At 61.9% G+C, this 15,575-nt stretch carries 15 protein-coding genes; 8 read left to right on the forward strand and 7 right to left on the reverse strand.

Going from position 1 to position 15,575, the window contains the following annotated elements; translation table 11 throughout:
- Positions 1-29 precede the first annotated feature (29 nt).
- The 5 genes from KI610_RS02540 to rpiA form a co-directional block, all read right to left on the reverse strand.
- Positions 30-2,888, reverse strand: coding sequence for a PAS domain S-box protein (locus KI610_RS02540; protein WP_226497126.1), 2,859 nt, complete (start codon positions 2,886-2,888; stop codon positions 30-32).
- 134 nt (positions 2,889-3,022) lie between these two features.
- Positions 3,023-4,048 carry a patatin-like phospholipase family protein gene (locus KI610_RS02545; RefSeq protein ID WP_226497127.1) on the reverse strand — a complete coding sequence of 342 codons (1,026 nt, stop codon included), beginning with the start codon at positions 4,046-4,048 and terminating at the stop codon, positions 3,023-3,025.
- A 49-nt stretch (positions 4,049-4,097) separates the two neighbouring features.
- Positions 4,098-4,874 carry a bestrophin-like domain gene (locus KI610_RS02550; protein WP_226497128.1) on the reverse strand — a complete coding sequence of 259 codons (777 nt, stop codon included), beginning with the start codon at positions 4,872-4,874 and terminating at the stop codon, positions 4,098-4,100.
- A 140-nt stretch (positions 4,875-5,014) separates the two neighbouring features.
- Entirely contained in the window at positions 5,015-5,581 is a 567-nt protein-coding gene (locus KI610_RS02555) for a hypothetical protein (protein WP_226497129.1), read from the reverse strand.
- A 72-nt stretch (positions 5,582-5,653) separates the two neighbouring features.
- Entirely contained in the window at positions 5,654-6,322 is a 669-nt protein-coding gene (gene rpiA, locus KI610_RS02560) for a ribose-5-phosphate isomerase RpiA (protein ID WP_226497130.1), read from the reverse strand.
- 128 nt (positions 6,323-6,450) lie between these two features.
- Between rpiA and KI610_RS02565 the strand changes: the two genes are divergently transcribed.
- The 8 genes from KI610_RS02565 to phoR all read left to right on the forward strand — a co-directional run bounded on the left by KI610_RS02565 (position 6,451) and on the right by phoR (position 13,671).
- Complete coding sequence (locus tag KI610_RS02565) at positions 6,451-7,071, forward strand: hypothetical protein (protein ID WP_226497131.1); 621 nt, start codon at positions 6,451-6,453, stop codon at positions 7,069-7,071.
- 106 nt (positions 7,072-7,177) lie between these two features.
- Positions 7,178-8,179 carry a PstS family phosphate ABC transporter substrate-binding protein gene (locus tag KI610_RS02570; RefSeq protein ID WP_226497132.1) on the forward strand — a complete coding sequence of 334 codons (1,002 nt, stop codon included), beginning with the start codon at positions 7,178-7,180 and terminating at the stop codon, positions 8,177-8,179.
- Positions 8,180-8,271: 92 nt separating this feature from the next.
- The gene (pstC, locus tag KI610_RS02575) at positions 8,272-9,207 is read left to right on the forward strand and encodes a phosphate ABC transporter permease subunit PstC (RefSeq protein ID WP_226497133.1); all 936 of its coding nucleotides are present in this window, start codon (positions 8,272-8,274) and stop codon (positions 9,205-9,207) included.
- 1 nt (position 9,208) lies between these two features.
- A complete protein-coding gene (gene pstA / locus KI610_RS02580) occupies positions 9,209-10,144 on the forward strand; it encodes a phosphate ABC transporter permease PstA (protein ID WP_226497134.1) in 936 nt (311 codons plus the stop codon).
- Between the two features lie 56 nt (positions 10,145-10,200).
- Positions 10,201-10,980, forward strand: coding sequence for a phosphate ABC transporter ATP-binding protein PstB (pstB, locus tag KI610_RS02585; protein WP_226497135.1), 780 nt, complete (start codon positions 10,201-10,203; stop codon positions 10,978-10,980).
- 14 nt (positions 10,981-10,994) lie between these two features.
- On the forward strand, positions 10,995-11,684 hold the full coding sequence (gene phoU, locus KI610_RS02590; RefSeq protein WP_226497136.1) for a phosphate signaling complex protein PhoU: 690 nt from the start codon (positions 10,995-10,997) through the stop codon (positions 11,682-11,684).
- Complete coding sequence (phoB, locus tag KI610_RS02595) at positions 11,681-12,367, forward strand: phosphate regulon transcriptional regulator PhoB (RefSeq protein WP_226497137.1); 687 nt, start codon at positions 11,681-11,683, stop codon at positions 12,365-12,367. Before phoU ends, phoB begins: the two co-directional genes overlap by 4 nt.
- 5 nt (positions 12,368-12,372) lie before the next feature.
- On the forward strand, positions 12,373-13,671 hold the full coding sequence (gene phoR, locus KI610_RS02600) for a phosphate regulon sensor histidine kinase PhoR (protein WP_226497138.1): 1,299 nt from the start codon (positions 12,373-12,375) through the stop codon (positions 13,669-13,671).
- A 51-nt stretch (positions 13,672-13,722) separates the two neighbouring features.
- Here phoR and KI610_RS02605 read toward each other — a convergent pair whose 3' ends face one another.
- Together KI610_RS02605 and purT are read right to left on the reverse strand one after the other, a co-directional pair.
- Complete coding sequence (locus KI610_RS02605) at positions 13,723-14,205, reverse strand: bacteriohemerythrin (RefSeq protein ID WP_226497139.1); 483 nt, start codon at positions 14,203-14,205, stop codon at positions 13,723-13,725.
- Positions 14,206-14,375: 170 nt separating this feature from the next.
- Positions 14,376-15,575: a formate-dependent phosphoribosylglycinamide formyltransferase gene (gene purT / locus KI610_RS02610; protein WP_226497140.1), complete on the reverse strand. Its 1,200-nt coding sequence runs from the start codon at positions 15,573-15,575 to the stop codon at positions 14,376-14,378.

A 15,575-nucleotide genomic window follows, 5' to 3' on the forward strand; every position in this document is an offset into this window, starting at 1 on the left:
AAGGCCAAAATCCTCAAGTCAGTGCAGACTCAATGGTTTTGTCGGGATTTCTTCAGCCATTTCAGGAGCATGGCATAGAGGATGTCAGGCAATACCGGCTTGGCGACGAAATCGTCCATGCCGGCCTGCAGGCACTGCTCTCTATCCTCGGCAAAGGCATTCGCCGTCATGGCCAGGATCGGCATGTCCTTGAGCGCCGGGTTGCGGCGGATTCGTTGCGTTGCCTCCAGGCCGCCCATCCTCGGCATTTGCATGTCCATCAGGATCAGGTCGTAGGTGCCATGTCCGAGCATTTCCAGCGCCTGCACCCCGTTGTCGGCGATATCAACGGCCAGGCCCGTCTCGGCCAGAATCTCCAGCGCCACTTCCTGGTTGATGGCATCGTCCTCGACGAGCAGGATTCGCCTGCCCTGAAAGTCACGGGCCAGCGTCGTTTCCGGCGCTTCCATCAGCATTGACGGGCGGCCAACGGTCGACCGGGAGGCTGCCTTGGCCAGCCGGGCGGTGAACCAGAAGGTGCTGCCCTGGCCGGGGATGCTGCTCACGCCGACCTCGCCGCCCATCAGCTCGGTCAGGTGCCTGGTGATGGAAAGCCCCAGCCCGGTGCCGCCATATTCCCGCGTGGTTGAACTGTCGACCTGCTCGAAGGCGGTAAACAGGCGATCGAGATGATCCGGAGCAATACCGATGCCGCTGTCCGTCACGTCGAAACGCAGCATGACGCTGTCGCTGGTTTCATCCTGGAGGAGGGTACGGATGATGACCGTACCTCGCTCGGTGAATTTGACGGCATTGTTGGCGTAGTTGAGCAGGGCCTGGGTCAGCCGGGTCGGGTCGCCACGCAGCTTGCGCGGGAGAGGGCCGCTGTCCATGATCAGTTGCAGGCCCTTGGCGCTCAGTCGGGGAGACAGGATGGAGGCAACGTTGCCGAGGATGTTGTCGACGATGACATCGGTCTGTTCGAGGATCAGCCGGCCGGCTTCAATCTTGGAAAGATCGAGAATGTCGTTGATGACATTGAGCAGGTGTTCGCCCGCCGCATGGATCTTGTCGAGCTGGCTGCATTGCTGCGGCGTCGCACCATTCCGCCGGATCAGGAAAGTCATGCCGAGAATGGCATTCATCGGTGTCCGGATCTCGTGGCTCATGTTGGCCAGGAAGGCGCTCTTGGCAACGGTTGCCGCCTCGGCCTCGACGGCGCGTTTTTTCAGTTCGGCATTGAGGGTTTCGATAACCTCGGTCCGGTTTTTGACCAGTTGCTCCAGGTGGTGCCGATGCTGATCGAGTTCCCGGGCAATTTTTTTCTTCTCGGTAATGTTTTCCTTGATCCCGACATAGTGCGTAATTTGCCCGTCGGCGCGCCGGATCGGCGAAAAGATGACGTCCTCCGTGATGAGCTCGCCGCTCTTGCACTTGTTGTTCATTTCGCACTGCCATGGCTTGCCTTCCGACAAGGCTTTCCACAGCGCGATATAGGTTTCTTCGGAGGTATGGCCGGATTGCATGAGCCGTTGGTTCTGGCCGATCAGTTCGTCGCGACGATAGCCACTGGAGCGCTCGAAGGCTTCGTTGACGTATTCGATCCGTGCGTCGAGGTCGGTAATGACGATGCTCAGCGTGCTTTGTTCCAGAGCCTGCGAGAGCTTGAGCAGCTGTTCTTCGGCCCGCTTGCGATCGGTGATGTCCTCGATGATTGACCAGACGTATTGCTGACCGTCGTTGCCGGTAATCACCATGCCGTTGAGGCGCAAGGGAACCAGGCTGCCGTCCTTGCGGCGGTATTCCTTTTCAAACGGGTCGTAACGGCCGGTATCCTGCAGCGAGGCCCGCTGTCGTGCCGCGTCGGTCTCATACCTCTTCGGGGTCAGGCTCCGGGCGTCGAGCGACTTCAATTCCTCGGCCGGATAACCGCAAATCTGCTGGAACGCGTTGTTGAATTCGACGAAGTTACCCTTCAGGTCGGTCAAGGCGATACCCAGCGGCGACAACTCGAAAAGACCGCGCAGTTTGGCTTCGCTTTCGCGCAGCGAGCTTTCGGCCTGCAGGCGCTCGGCCTGCAAGGCGGCGACCCCCAAACCGGTGAGGACCGTCGTCGCCATGTAACCCCACAGCAGAAACAGGCTGATGTGTTCGTCGGGCAAATAGAAGGTGCCATGGCCGGTTGCGGTAGCCCAGGCGGCGACCACTGAAAATCCCAGTCCGGCCGTCGCGGCGAAGGTGTTGCCGAAGCGCAGGGCGGCCCAGGCGAACAGCGGCAGGGTCAGGAAGGCCAGCGGCAGGGTACGGCCGAGTGCGGCAAAGTCGTGGATGAAGGCCAGCCAGGCGACCGGGCCGGCAACCAGAATCCAGAGCAGCAGTTCCTGGCGGAATTGACCGAGCTGCTCGATGTTTTTGCGGTTGATCGTCAGCAGCAAGGGGGCGGCCAGGAGGACCCCGACGCTATCACCCATCCACCACGTCAGCCAGGCGAACCCGGCCGCTTCGAGCGGCAACATGCCGGCCAGATAAAGATTGGCGACGCCGCCCGTGGCTGACACCAGCATGCCCAGGCCGGCCGCGGCGATGAAGGTGCCGATATCTCTCTGCCGGTCGAAGGACGCATGGAAACCGGCGCGCTTGAGCCAGCTGGCCGCGAGCAGCGGGCCCAGGGTGTTGCCGACGGCGATGCCGGCAGCCAGAGGCCAGGCGGAACCGATGCTCAGATTGACGAACAGGGCGCCGAGGTAAATGCCCGGCCAGACCGGGGTTCCCCAGCGAAACAGGGCAGCGACGGCGATCCCCGTCGGTAGCCAGAGCAGCGTGATATGGCTGCCGGTAAAGGGAATTTGCAGCCCCAGCCAGCCGGTGGCGACGTAGGCGAGGAACGGAAGAAGGAGTCTGATCTGCATTGGACTTCGCGGGTTCGGATGATTTCTGGCTGACCGAATCGGGGAGGTCATGGTTTATCGGCAATTGAAACCGGGTGAAACAATTCCGCAATGATAAATCAGATTTGTGCTTTTATATTACAAAAGTAATAGCTCTAGTAAAAAACCTGCCCGAGGTCGAGCGTCGCCCGTTGGCCGATGCTGCCGCGATGCGTGTCCAGCCAAAATTGAGCATGTTCGCGGCCGCTGTCGCGCAGGCTCTCGAAAAAGGGCAGGTTGACGGCCAGCTTGCTGCCGGGCGGCAGTTCGCCGAGCAGGGCGTCGGCTGTGATGGCATGGAATCTCAGCTGTTCGATACGGCGTTCGAGCCGGCCGACCGGCAACCATTTTGATAGCCACGAGGCGCTGACTTCCTCGCGCAGGTGGGCGAACATCCGCATTTCGCGCAGGAAGGTCGCGTTGAACGACAGCTCGAGCAGGCGCTGCCGGATGTCCGCGGCCGAAGCGGGCGTTTCGCTGTAACGCAGCGGCGTGAGCAGGACGAGCAGGATGTCCGGCGAGGCGCACTGGTAAGCCAGCGGAAAAACCGCCGGGTTGGCGCTGTAACCGCCATCCCAGTACGGTTCGCCATCGATGATGATGGACCGGTGAATGGTCGGCAGGCAGGCCGAGGCGAGCAGGGTGTCGACCGACAGCTCATGGTTGCGGAACAGGCGCAGCTTGCCGGAGTTGGCGTGGGTCGCGGCGATGAACAGCTTGACCGGGGCATCGTGGCGCAGGCGGGCGAAGTCGAACTGTTCGCCGAGGATGTCGCGCAAGGGGTTGAGGTCGAAGGGGTTGAGCTGCTCGGGACTCAGGTGGTTGGTCCATTGCAGCATCAGCTTCAGGGCCGGGCTCACCTCGCCGCCGGCATCGCCGGACTTGGCGAAGGGCGAGCTGGCGGCGACGCTGGTCCAGAAGCGGGCCAGCGTTTCCCGGGCACCGTCGCGGCCGCCGGTCATCAGACCGTGCGCCAGGCACAGCGCATTCATCGCCCCGGCGCTGGTCCCGCTGACGCCTTCGAAGGTGAAGGCCGAGTCTTCAAGCAGCGCGTCGAGTACGCCCCAGGTGAATGCCCCGTGGGCGCCGCCGCCCTGCAGGGCGAGGTTGAGCGGGCTGGTCTTGCTGATTTTTGCGTGCATGCTACGGTCAACCCGAAAAAAAGCCCAAAAATGAAAACGTCTGCCGAGCCTATGGCCGCTCGGCGACGGCCTCGACAATGGGCGCTGGCGTCACCGAGGTCGGCTGCTGGAAAGGATTGCCCTGAACCAGCACGATGGCGGCAGTCGGCGCCGCGGCCAGGGCAAACAGTATCACTGCGACCATCGCCGCCCGTGGCTTGTCGACATGCACGACGGACACCGAGAGCAGGGTCAGGAAGCCGAGAAAGGCCATGCCCAGCCACTTGAGCGGATTGACGTGGGTCTGGCTGAGGCCGATGCGCAGGTCGCGCTCGTCGCGGATTTCAATGGCCTTGCGCAGCATCAGCGCCTGGACGTTTTCGCCGGCCGCGGTGGCGACTTTCGGGCTGGCCAGCAGGGTGAGCAGGGCGTCGGCCAAGGCGGTGACTTCGGGGCTCGACTGGCGCGCCGCCAGCATCGGCCATTCGCCGGCGCTGCCCCGGCCGTAGCGCGACACGGCGCCACGCACCTCGCCGCGCAGCGGCTCAGCCAGTTGTCCGGAGAGCACGGCAATGCTGCGCAGCGAATCGGCTTCCTTGAACACCGCATTCATCGCCCGGTCGTGGGCGCTCCACGTGTCGTTGGCAAGAAAGGCCAGGGTCAGGCCGAAGAGCACGCCGATGATGTTGATGAAGGGCGGTGCGACGCCCTGCAGCGAAGCGATCCAGCCGGCCCAGCGCGGCCGGTGCAGGGCCCACTGCACGGCGGCGACGGCGGCAAAGGTGCCAACGACGGCCAGGAAGGCGTAACCGTAATGGTCGTAAATGTGCCAGTTGCTGGTGGGCATGCGCGGAGCGTCCGTTTTCTGTAACAGCCGGAGAGTCTGGGCGATGGCAGCGCCCGGCGTCAATCGTTGCGCCAGAAACCGGAGAAAAAAAGCCCGGCAGGGCCGGGCTGAATGGAGAGAATGCTTTTTTTCTTATGACGTCAGGCGGCAGCCTTTTTGCTCGATGCGGCACGGCGGCGCGGAGCCGGTGCGCTGGGCGCCATGATTTCAGCCGTTTGATGGATTTCGTTTTCCGCCAGCGTCACGGTGTCAATGGCTGCCTCACTGATCCCGTGCAAGGTCTGCTCGGCGCTTTGCAAGGTGCTTTTCAGCGCCTGCAGGGCAAATTCGGCTTCCCACGGGCTGGTTTTGGTGGCGCGATTGATCGTCGCGATAACCATTTCATCCAGCATGCGTACCTGCGATTCGGCATTGCGGATCATCGCCTTGTGCGTCTCGCCGATGATGGCCAGCGCGCCATCCAGCAAGCGGCTGGTGCGGGCGGCACTGTCCAGCCAGACGGTGGTCGGGAACTGGGTCATCGTCTCGAGCTGGCCGTGGCTGACTTGCGCGAATTGCCGGCTGCCATGATGGACGGCTTCGCGGCTGTTGCTGGAAATCAGCTCGGAAAAACGCTGGCCGGCATCGATGCAGGCTGCCGACAGATCGAGCAGATTGTTCAGCGCGTGCTCGCGGCTCCGGGCGATTTCATGAGAGGACAAATACATGGGCGCTCCCGACGGTGTTTGACCGTCGGAGAATAGCGCCCCGATGTGACAAAAAAATGAATCAGCGAGCGATCAGCGAATGGTTTTTACACCTTCGGCAGTGCCGAGCAGCAGCAGATTGGCCGGGCGTACGGCGAACAGGCCGTTGGTGACGACACCGGTGATCTGGTTGATCTGGGCTTCGAGGCCCTTGGGGTCGGTGATGGCCAGGCCTTTGACGTCGAGGATCAGGTTGCCGTTGTCGGTCACGAAGCCTTCGCGCAGCACCGGGGTGGCGCCGAGCTTGACCAGTTCGCGGGCAACATGGGCGCGTGACATCGGGATGACCTCGACCGGCAGCGGGAACTTGCCCATGACCTCGACCAGCTTCGAGCCGTCGCAGATGCAGACGAATTCGCGGGCCACGGCGGCGACGATCTTCTCGCGCGTCAGGGCGCCGCCGCCGCCTTTGATCATGTTGAGGCCGGCGTCGATTTCGTCGGCGCCATCGACGTAAACCGGGATGTCGTCCACGTCATTGAGGTCGAACACCGTGATGCCATGCCCTTCGAGGCGCTTGCGCGTGGCTTCCGAACTGGCCACGGCGCCTTTGTATTTGTCTTTCAACGGGGCCAGGGCGTCGATGAAAAAGTTGGCCGTCGAGCCGGTGCCGACGCCGATGATGCTGCCGGCCGGTGCCGTTTGCGCCACGTAGTCGGCGGCGGCTTGGGCGACGGCCTGTTTGAGTTCGTCCTGGGTCATGCTGTGCTCCTGAATTGGCTTGGCCGCATTTTAACCCGTCGATTTGGTCCGAAACTGTCATGAAAGCTTAACCTTGGCGTGCTTTCATAATGGCTAAACTAGCCATACTGTTTTTTAGGGAGAGCAAGATGAGCGAAAAAGCCAAGAAGGCTCCGGCCGCCAAGCCTGTTGCCGCGCCAAAACCGCCGAAGAAGCTGGTCCCGCGCACGGCGCCCAAGGCCGAGGTGAAGCCGGTTGCTGCCGTTGCCGCGGCCGTTGTGGCACCGGCCGCCAAGACTGCTGCGCCAAAGCCGGCCCCTGTCGTCGCCGAGAAGCCAGCCCCGGTTGCCAAGCCGGCACCAGTTGCGGCCAAACCAGCGCCGGCCGCCAGCAAGGCAAAGGCAGTGCGCAAGCCGACCGAGGTCGAAGAAACCGTCGCCAAGCATCAGAAGGTGCTGGCCGATGCCCTGGTCAAGGCGCAGGCGATCAAATACGATCAGCCCAAGGTCATGAAGCAGGAAGTGGCGAAACCCGCCAAGCCGGCCAAGGCCAAAAAAGTGAAGCTGATCCGTGACAGCTACGCCATGCCGGACACCGAGTACGCCCAGATCGGCGTGCTCAAGAAGCGCTTGAGCGGGCTCGGCAACGAGGTCAAGAAAAGCGAACTATTGCGCGGCGGCATCGCTGTGCTGGCTGCATTGAACGACGCCGAGCTCAAAGCGGTGATGGGGCGCGTCGAGCGCATCAAGACCGGGCGTCCGGCCAAGTAGGTCAAACGTAATAGATTTTTCGAATGTTACAGCCTGTCATCTGGTTGTAACACTCGACCGGTAACCTGAGCGCTGTTGCCCACCAACACCGTTCAGGAGTTACCCAATGTTCAAATATTCCAAGCTCGTTTCCGCCATGGCTGTCGCCGGTGTCGCCCTCTTTGGCGCCCAGGCTGCCCAGGCACAAATCGTCAAGATCGACGGTTCTTCGACTGTTTATCCGATTACCGAAGCCGTTGCCGAAGATTTCCAGAAAGCCAAGAAGAACACCATCAAGGTGACCGTGGGTATTTCCGGCACGGGCGGTGGCTTCAAGAAGTTCTGCCGTGACGAAACCGACATTTCGAATGCTTCGCGTCCGATCACCGCCAAGGAAATGGCTGACTGCAAGGCTGCCGGCGTCGAATACGTCGAAATGCCGGTCGCCTACGATGCGCTGACCGTCGTCATCCATCCGAAGAACACCTTCCTCAAGCAGGCTACGGTCGAAGAGCTGAAGATGCTGTGGGAGCCGGCTGCCCAGGGCAAGATCATGAAGTGGAACCAGGTTAATCCGGCCTGGCCTGATGCGCCGGTCAAGCTGTTCGGCGCCGGTGCCGATTCCGGCACCTTCGAGTACTTCACCGAAGCCATCGTCGGTAAGGCCAAGTCCTCGCGCGGCGACTACACCGCTTCCGAAGACGACAACGTGCTGGTCCAGGGTGTCTCGCGCGACGTCAATGGCATCGGCTACTTCGGTTACGCCTACTATGCTGAAAACATGAGCCGCCTGAAGGGTCTGCCAATCGTCAATCCGAAGACCGGCAAGGCCGTCGAGCCGTCCGGCGCCAACGTCGAGAACGGCACCTACGTGCCGCTGTCCCGCCCGATCTTCGTCTATGTCAAGCAGAAGTCCCTGGAAAAGCCGGAAGTCCGCGAATTCGTCGAGTTCTACATGAAAAACGCCGACAAGCTGGTGCGTGAAGTCAAGTACGTGCCGCTGCCGAAGGCTGCTTACGAAGGCAACATCAAGCACGCCAAGGACAAGAAGATTGGCACCGTGTTTGGCGGCAAGAACGAAGTCGGCATCACTGTCGAAGAAATCATGAAACGCGAAGCGAAGATGTAAACTGCGGACGGGCGCCACGGCGTCCGTCGCCGAAAGACCGGCCCGAAAGGGCTGGTCTTTTATCCAACAGGATGCTTCCAGTGAATCACGCCATGTCTGCAAATAATGCTTCCGACCTGCATCAGGTCAGCGACCGCCTGGCCCACAACGCCATGCGCAATGTCAGCGAGCGCCTCATCGAAGGGCTGCTCTTCGCTGCTGCCGCTGTTTCGGTACTGACCACGGTCGGTATCGTCTATGTACTCGTTTCCGAGTCATTCCATTTTTTCCAGAACGTCAGCATCGTCGACTTTCTGACCGATACCCAATGGACGCCGCTGTTCGACGACGCCCACTACGGCATCATGGTGCTTATCTCCGGCACCCTCGTTTCCTCGGGCGTTGCCCTGCTCGTCGCCATTCCGATGGGCACCATCATCGCCATCTACCTGTCCGAATTCGCCAACAGCAAGGTCCGCGAGGTCGCCAAGCCGGTGCTTGAATTGCTCGGCGGTATCCCGACCATTGTTTTCGGCTACTTTGCCCTGCTCATCGTCACCCCGCTGCTGCAAAAGGTTTTCCCGGACCTGCCAGGTTTCTCGCTGCTCTCGGCTGGCCTGGTGATGGGCATCATGATCGTTCCCTACATTGCCTCGCTGTCCGAGGATGCCATGCGCGCCGTGCCGATGAGCATGCGCGAAGGCTCATATGCGATGGGCGCGACCAAGCTCTACACCGCCATCCACGTGGTCGTTCCGGCCGCCGTTTCCGGTCTGGCCGCTTCCTACATCCTGGGTATCTCCCGGGCAGTTGGCGAAACGATGATTCTGGCGGTGGCTGCCGGCATGCAGCCGAACCTGACCTGGAACCCGATGGAGCCAGCGGCGACCATTACTTCCTACATCGTGCAGGTGGCCCTGGGCGATCTGCCGCATGGCTCGATCGGCTACCAGACCATCTTCGCTGCCGGCCTGACCCTGCTGCTCATCACGCTGGCCTTCAACATTGCCGGCCAGTGGCTGCGCCGTCGCTATCGTGAGGCTTACTGACATGCAACCGATGACTACCGAACAAATCCGCGTGCTGATTGCCCGCGGCAAACTCAAGGACACCGTCTTTCAGGCCCTTGGCATCATCTGTCTGGCGATCGGCCTGCTGGTTATCTTCCTGCTCGTCGGCGACATGCTGCTGCGTGGTCTGGATCGCCTGAATCTCGACTTCTTTACCGAGTTCGCCTCGCGTCGTGCTTCCCAATCCGGCATCCTGTCGGCCTGGGTCGGCACCATCCTGGTCATGTTCGTCACGGCGCTGGCTGCCGTGCCGCTCGGCGTCGCTGCCGGCATCTACCTCGAGGAATATGCCAAGCGCAACTGGGTGACCGACATCATCGAGATCAACATCACCAATCTGGCTGCCGTGCCGTCCATCGTTTATGGCCTGCTGTCGCTCGGCATCTTTGTCTATGCCTTCGGTCTCGGCCAGAGCATCCTGTCGGCCGGCCTGACGCTGGCGCTGCTCATTCTGCCCATCGTCATCGTGTCCACCCGCGAAGCGATCCGCGCCATTCCGGCGATGATCCGCGAAGGCTCGATGGCCGTCGGCGCGACGCGCTGGCAGACCTGCCGCTACCACATCATCCCGTATGCCATGCCCGGCATCCTGACCGGCGTCATCATCGGCCTGGCCCGCGCCATCGGCGAAACGGCGCCGATCATCACCATCGGCGCGCTGACCTTCATCGCCTTCCTGCCACCCGTGCCCTTCACCGCGACCGGCGCGGATGGCGTTTCGGCCGGCCTGTTCGACTGGGTGATGTCGCCCTTCACGGTGATGCCGATCCAGATTTTCAACTGGACCTCGCGCCCCGATCCGGCCTTTGAAGTCAACGCCGCCGCCGCCGGCTTCGTGCTCATGGGCATGGTGCTGTCGATGAACGCCATCGCCATCTACCTGCGCTACAAGATGCGCAAGAACATCAAGTGGTAATTCCCACGGTCAACCGGGAAAAACAGCCAAAAATGAAATCCGAAATGGAGTCTCCGATGCAGATTCACGACAATCCGGTCCTCAAGGCCGAGGCCCGCAACCTGAATTTTTTCTACAGCGAAAAGCAGGCGCTCAAGGGCATCAACATGCCGATCTACGACAAGAAGGTCACCGCCCTGATCGGCCCGTCCGGTTGTGGCAAATCGACCTACCTGCGCAGCTTCAACCGCATGCACGACCTCTACCCGGGCAACCGCTACGAGGGCGAGATCCGCTTCTTCCCGGACAACACCAACCTGCTGTCGCCGGAAGTCGATCCGATCGAAGTCCGCATGCGCATCGGCATGGTCTTCCAGAAGCCGAATCCCTTCCCCAAGACGATTTACGAGAACGTCGCCTACGGCCTGCGCGTGCGCGGTGAAAACAACAAGCGCGCTCTCGACGACAAGGTCGAACATGCCCTGAAGGGCGCGGCGATCTGGGAGGAAGTCAAGGATCGCCTGCAGGACCTGGCGCCCAACCTCTCCGGCGGCCAGCAACAGCGCCTGTGCATCGCTCGCGCCCTGGCCACCGATCCCGAACTGCTGCTCTTCGATGAGCCGACCTCGGCGCTCGACCCGATCGCCACCGGCGCCATCGAGGAACTGGTGCACGAGCTCAAGAAGCGCGTCACCATCCTCATCGTCACCCACAACATGCAGCAGGCAGCCCGCGTTTCCGACTACACCGCCTACATGTACCTCGGCGAGATGATCGAGTTCGGCAAGACCGACGAAATCTTCATCAAGCCGCAGGACAAGCGCACCGAGGATTACATTACCGGTCGGATGGGTTAACAGGGGAATATGACATGAACGAAAGCCAACACCTTTCCAGCCAGTTCGACGACGACCTCAGCCGCCTGCGCACCCATGTGCTGCAGATGGGCGGTCTGGTCGAAACCCAGGTTTCCGCCGCTATCGAGGCCTATTCGACCGGCGAGATCGCCAGCGTCAAGACCATTGTCGAGACCGACCGCCGGGTCAACGAACTCGAAAAGGCCATCGACGACGACTGCGCCCACATCATCGCCAAGCGCCAGCCGACCGCCTCCGACCTGCGTCTGGTGCTCGGCATCAGCAAGATCGTCACCGACCTGGAACGGGCTGGCGACGAGGCCAAGAAAATTGCCAAGGGCGTTCGTCGAATCTATGAGGGCGGCCATCTGCCTGGTCAGTACGGCGTCGGCATCCGCCATCTGGCTGAAGCGGCGCTGGTCATGATTCGCAAGGCACTCGACGCCTTCGCCCGCCTCGACACGCCGCAGGCCGCCGATGTCATTCGCGCCGATACCGATGTCGATGCCGAATTCAAGTCGATCATCCGTCAGCTGATCACGCACATGATGGAAGATCCACGCACCATCACCACCTCGATCGAGATCATCTCGATCGCCCGCGCCATCGAGCGCATCGGCGACCACGCCAAGAACATCTCGGAGCAAGTGGTCTATGTCGTCGAAGGGCGCGACATCCGTCACACCAAGGAGAAGGTCCTGTGACTCCGACGATCCTGGTCGTTGAAGACGAGCCGGCGATCCAGGAACTTGTCACCATCAACCTCAAGCACGCCGGCTTTCTCGTCGTCCGCGCCGGTAGCGCCGAGGAGGCCGAATCGGCCATCCGCGCCGCGCTGCCCGACCTGGTGATTCTCGACTGGATGCTGCCCGGCCAGTCCGGTGTTGCGCTGGCCAAGAAGATCCGGGCCGATGAGCGGACCCGCGAATTGCCGATCATCATGCTGACCGCCCGCGTCCATGAAGAAGACAAGGTGCAAGGCCTCGAAGCCGGCGCTGACGACTACATCACCAAGCCCTTCTCGCCGAAGGAAATGGTCGCTCGCGTGCGCGCCGTGCTGCGTCGTCGGGCCCCGCATCTGGCCGGCGAGGCAGTTGAAATCGGCAGCCTGGCGCTCAACCCGGCGACCCATCGCGTGCTGGCCGGCGGCCAGCCGATCGAACTCGGCCCGACTGAATTCCGTCTGCTCTTTTTCTTCATGACCCACGCCGAGCGCGTCTACACCCGCGCCCAACTGCTCGACGAAGTGTGGGGCGACCACGTCTTTATCGAAGAGCGCACGGTCGACGTGCATATCCGTCGCCTGCGCGCGGCCTTGGAAGGCTCCGGCAACCACGAACGCGTCGAAACCGTACGCGGCACCGGCTACCGCTTCCGGGGAGCCTGAAAGGCGTGTCAGCCCAGGTAATTCGGGCCGTACTGCTGGCCCTGCTGTCGATCTTCATCGCCTTGCCGGTTGGTTATTTCGTCGCGCATTGGGCCGGTTGGTCGGTATTCTGCGCCGGCCTCGGTCTGCAGATGATCTTCCATTTTCGCAACTTCGCCCGGCTCGATCGCTGGTCGCACCGCCCGGTTGTTGACGCCGGTCTCGAAGGTGAAGGTGCCTGGGATGGTATTTTCGGCCGCCTTTACCGGCACGAAAAAGATCTGCGCACCCAGATTTCCGATCGTGACGACCAGATCGAGCGTCTTTTCGCCGCGTTGCAGGCGCTGACCGACGGCGTCGTCGCCCTCGACCTCAATCAGCAGATCGTTTATTGCAACACCACGGCCGAAGATCAACTCGGGCTGGTCTCGGAGTCCGATCGTGGCCAACCCATCGTCAATCTGGTGCGCCAGCCGGAGTTCGTCGCCTACCTTGACGCCGGCGACTTCGAACGGCCGCTGACCCTGCGTTCCGATCGCGGGACGGATCGCGTCCTGTCCATCCACGTCGTTCCCTATGCAGGCGACCGACGTCTCATGCAGATCAAGGATGTCACGCAGAGCGACCGCCTCGACCGGATGCGCCGCGACTTCGTCGCCAACGTCTCGCACGAGCTGCGCACGCCGCTCACCGTGCTCGCCGGCTTCCTCGAAACGCTGCAGGAAATCGATCTCGATCGTGACGAGCAACATCGCTATCTCGACATGATGGCCGAGCAGTCGAAGCGCATGGAATCCATCGTCCAGGATCTGCTGACCCTGTCGTCCATCGAGTCGGCGCCGCCACCGAGCAATGATGTGGTCGACATGGGCAGCCTTATCGACAAGCTGCGCCGCGATGGCGAGGCGCTGTCAGGCGGTCGGCACACTATCGTGGCCGAAACCGACGGGCTGTGTGACCTGCGTGGTTCCGAGCCGGAACTGGTCAGCGCCTTCGGCAATCTTGTCGCCAATGCCGTACGCTACACGCCGGCCGGCGGCACGGTGCGCATCGAATGGAAAGTCACGGCGCAGGGGGCGGAATTCGCCGTCGAGGACACGGGGATCGGTATCGAGGCCAAACATATACCGCGCCTGACCGAGCGTTTTTACCGCGTCGACCGCGGCCGCTCGCGCGATGCCGGTGGCACCGGTCTGGGCCTGGCCATCGTCAAGCACTCGCTCAACCGGCACCAGGCCCTGCTTGATATCAGGAGTTTGCCGGGGGTCGGCAGCCGCTTTGCGGCGAAGTTCCCGGCCAGCCGCATCGCACGCGTTCAGGGCTAGTGACGAGGGCTGATCACCGATCAGCCCTCGAGGTGTTTCAGAACCTGGGTTCTAGCGGAAAAACCGGCCGAGCAGTCCGCTCAGGAAACCTGGGCTGGGTTGTTTCTCGATCGTCGCGACGGCCGCCGGTCCGTGGTCGACCCCGGTCATCTGCTTGACCGCATCGGCGTAGTCGCGGTCCTCGTTGGAGATATGGTTGATCAGCCATTTCGACAACATCATGTGCAGTTCATCGACGATATCCTCGCCCTTGGCGGCGCGCATGGTGATATCGGTGACGCGACGAATGAACAGCTCATGGACTTTCTTGTGCGGCTTGAGAAACTTGTAGCCGGCCTCTTCGAGCATTTCTTCCTCGAAGCCGAAGTGCGACTGCGTGTAGTCGATGAGCTGCTCGATGATCTCGTTCACCATCTTCTTGTCGAGCTTCATCTTGGCGATTTCGAGATCGTTGATGTACTCGACGATGCGCTGGTGCTGGGCATCGATGACTTCAATCCCGGTTTCGAGCTTTTTATCCCAGATAATCGGCATGACTGTTCTCCTGACATTTTTGCAATGTCAGGAGTAAATAGCAGTTTTGGGGTGTTTCAGTTGACGTGCGTCAACAGTGCGACAGTGGGGGCGTGACTTACTTCACGGTTTCCTTTTGATTTTGGCCGAAATTTCCGGTTGACCGTGGAAGTGTGTCGTGACCCCCTTTTTCAGCCCTTGATCGGCCCTACCTTGCTGGCCGCCAGCTTGGCGTTGCCCCGGGCCTCATCGGTCGTGCCGGCATTGGCCACGGCGACGCCCATGCGGCGTTTCGTGAAGGCTTCCGGCTTGCCGAACAGGCGCAGGTCGGTGCGCGGCACGGCCAGCGCTTCTTCCAGTCCGGAGAAGGCAATGCCCTTTTCGTCCATGCCGCCGTAAATGACTGCCGAGGCGCCCGGTTCGCGCAGCGCGGTGTCCACCGGCAGGCCGAGGATGGCGCGGGCGTGCAGTTCGAATTCCGAGAAGCGCTGCGAACACAGGGTGACCAGCCCGGTATCGTGCGGCCGTGGGCTGACTTCCGAGAACCACACCATGTCGTCCTTGACGAACAGCTCGACGCCGAACAGGCCGCGCCCGCCGAGGTTGCCGGTGACGGCGCCGGCGATTTCCTGCGCCCGGGCCAGCGCCGCCGGGGTCATCGCCTGCGGTTGCCAGGATTCAACATAATCGCCGGCGACCTGAATGTGGCCAATCGGTTCGCAGAAGTGGGTTGCCACTTCGCCGGCCGCGTTGCGGGCGCGGACAGTGAGCAGGGTGATTTCGTAATCGAAGTCGATGAAGCCCTCGACGATGACGCGACCCTGATTGACCCGGCCGCCGCTCGCCGCGTAGTCCCAGGCTTTCTGCACATCGTCCGGGCCGCGCAACAGCGACTGGCCCTTGCCGGAAGACGACATGGTCGGCTTGACGATGCACGGGTAGCCAATCCCGCCGTCAATCGCCGCCTGCAGTTCGGCCAGCGAATCGGCAAATTTGTAGGGTGAGGTGGGCAGGCCGAGTTCCTCGGCGGCCAGTCGGCGGATGCCTTCGCGGTTCATCGTGAGTTTGGCGGCGCGCGCCGTCGGGATCACTTCGGCCAGCCCGGCCGCTTCGATCTCGACCAGCATGTCGGTGGCGATGGCCTCGATTTCCGGCACGATCAGGTGCGGTTTTTCCAGCTCGACCAGTTGGCGCAGCGCCGCGCCATCGGTCATCGAAATGACGTGGGCGCGATGGGCGACCTGATGGCCCGGCGCGTTCTCATAGCGGTCGACAGCGATCACTTCAACCCCCAGGCGCTGCAGCGCGATGATCACTTCCTTGCCGAGTTCGCCGGCACCGAGCAGCATGACGCGGGTGGCGGAAGGGGAGAGCGGGGTGCCGATTTGCAT

Origin of the sequence: Ferribacterium limneticum, assembly GCF_020510565.1 — a bacterium.
Taxonomy (GTDB): Bacteria; Pseudomonadota; Gammaproteobacteria; order Burkholderiales; family Rhodocyclaceae; genus Azonexus; species Azonexus limneticus_B.

Coding starts and splice junctions, on each gene's coding strand:
- KI610_RS02545 (WP_226497127.1), bottom strand. CDS start 4,048: ATGCACGCAAAAATCAGCAAGACCAGCCCGCTCAACCTCGCCCTGCAG.
- rpiA (WP_226497130.1), bottom strand. CDS start 6,322: ATGACCCAGGACGAACTCAAACAGGCCGTCGCCCAAGCCGCCGCCGAC.
- KI610_RS02605 (WP_226497139.1), bottom strand. CDS start 14,205: ATGCCGATTATCTGGGATAAAAAGCTCGAAACCGGGATTGAAGTCATC.
- pstA (WP_226497134.1), top strand. CDS start 9,209: ATGCAACCGATGACTACCGAACAAATCCGCGTGCTGATTGCCCGCGGC.
- pstB (WP_226497135.1), top strand. CDS start 10,201: ATGCAGATTCACGACAATCCGGTCCTCAAGGCCGAGGCCCGCAACCTG.
- KI610_RS02555 (WP_226497129.1), bottom strand. CDS start 5,581: ATGTATTTGTCCTCTCATGAAATCGCCCGGAGCCGCGAGCACGCGCTG.
- KI610_RS02540 (WP_226497126.1), bottom strand. CDS start 2,888: ATGCAGATCAGACTCCTTCTTCCGTTCCTCGCCTACGTCGCCACCGGC.
- KI610_RS02550 (WP_226497128.1), bottom strand. CDS start 4,874: ATGCCCACCAGCAACTGGCACATTTACGACCATTACGGTTACGCCTTC.
- KI610_RS02570 (WP_226497132.1), top strand. CDS start 7,178: ATGTTCAAATATTCCAAGCTCGTTTCCGCCATGGCTGTCGCCGGTGTC.
- KI610_RS02565 (WP_226497131.1), top strand. CDS start 6,451: ATGAGCGAAAAAGCCAAGAAGGCTCCGGCCGCCAAGCCTGTTGCCGCG.
- purT (WP_226497140.1), bottom strand. CDS start 15,575: ATGCAAATCGGCACCCCGCTCTCCCCTTCCGCCACCCGCGTCATGCTG.
- phoU (WP_226497136.1), top strand. CDS start 10,995: ATGAACGAAAGCCAACACCTTTCCAGCCAGTTCGACGACGACCTCAGC.
- pstC (WP_226497133.1), top strand. CDS start 8,272: ATGTCTGCAAATAATGCTTCCGACCTGCATCAGGTCAGCGACCGCCTG.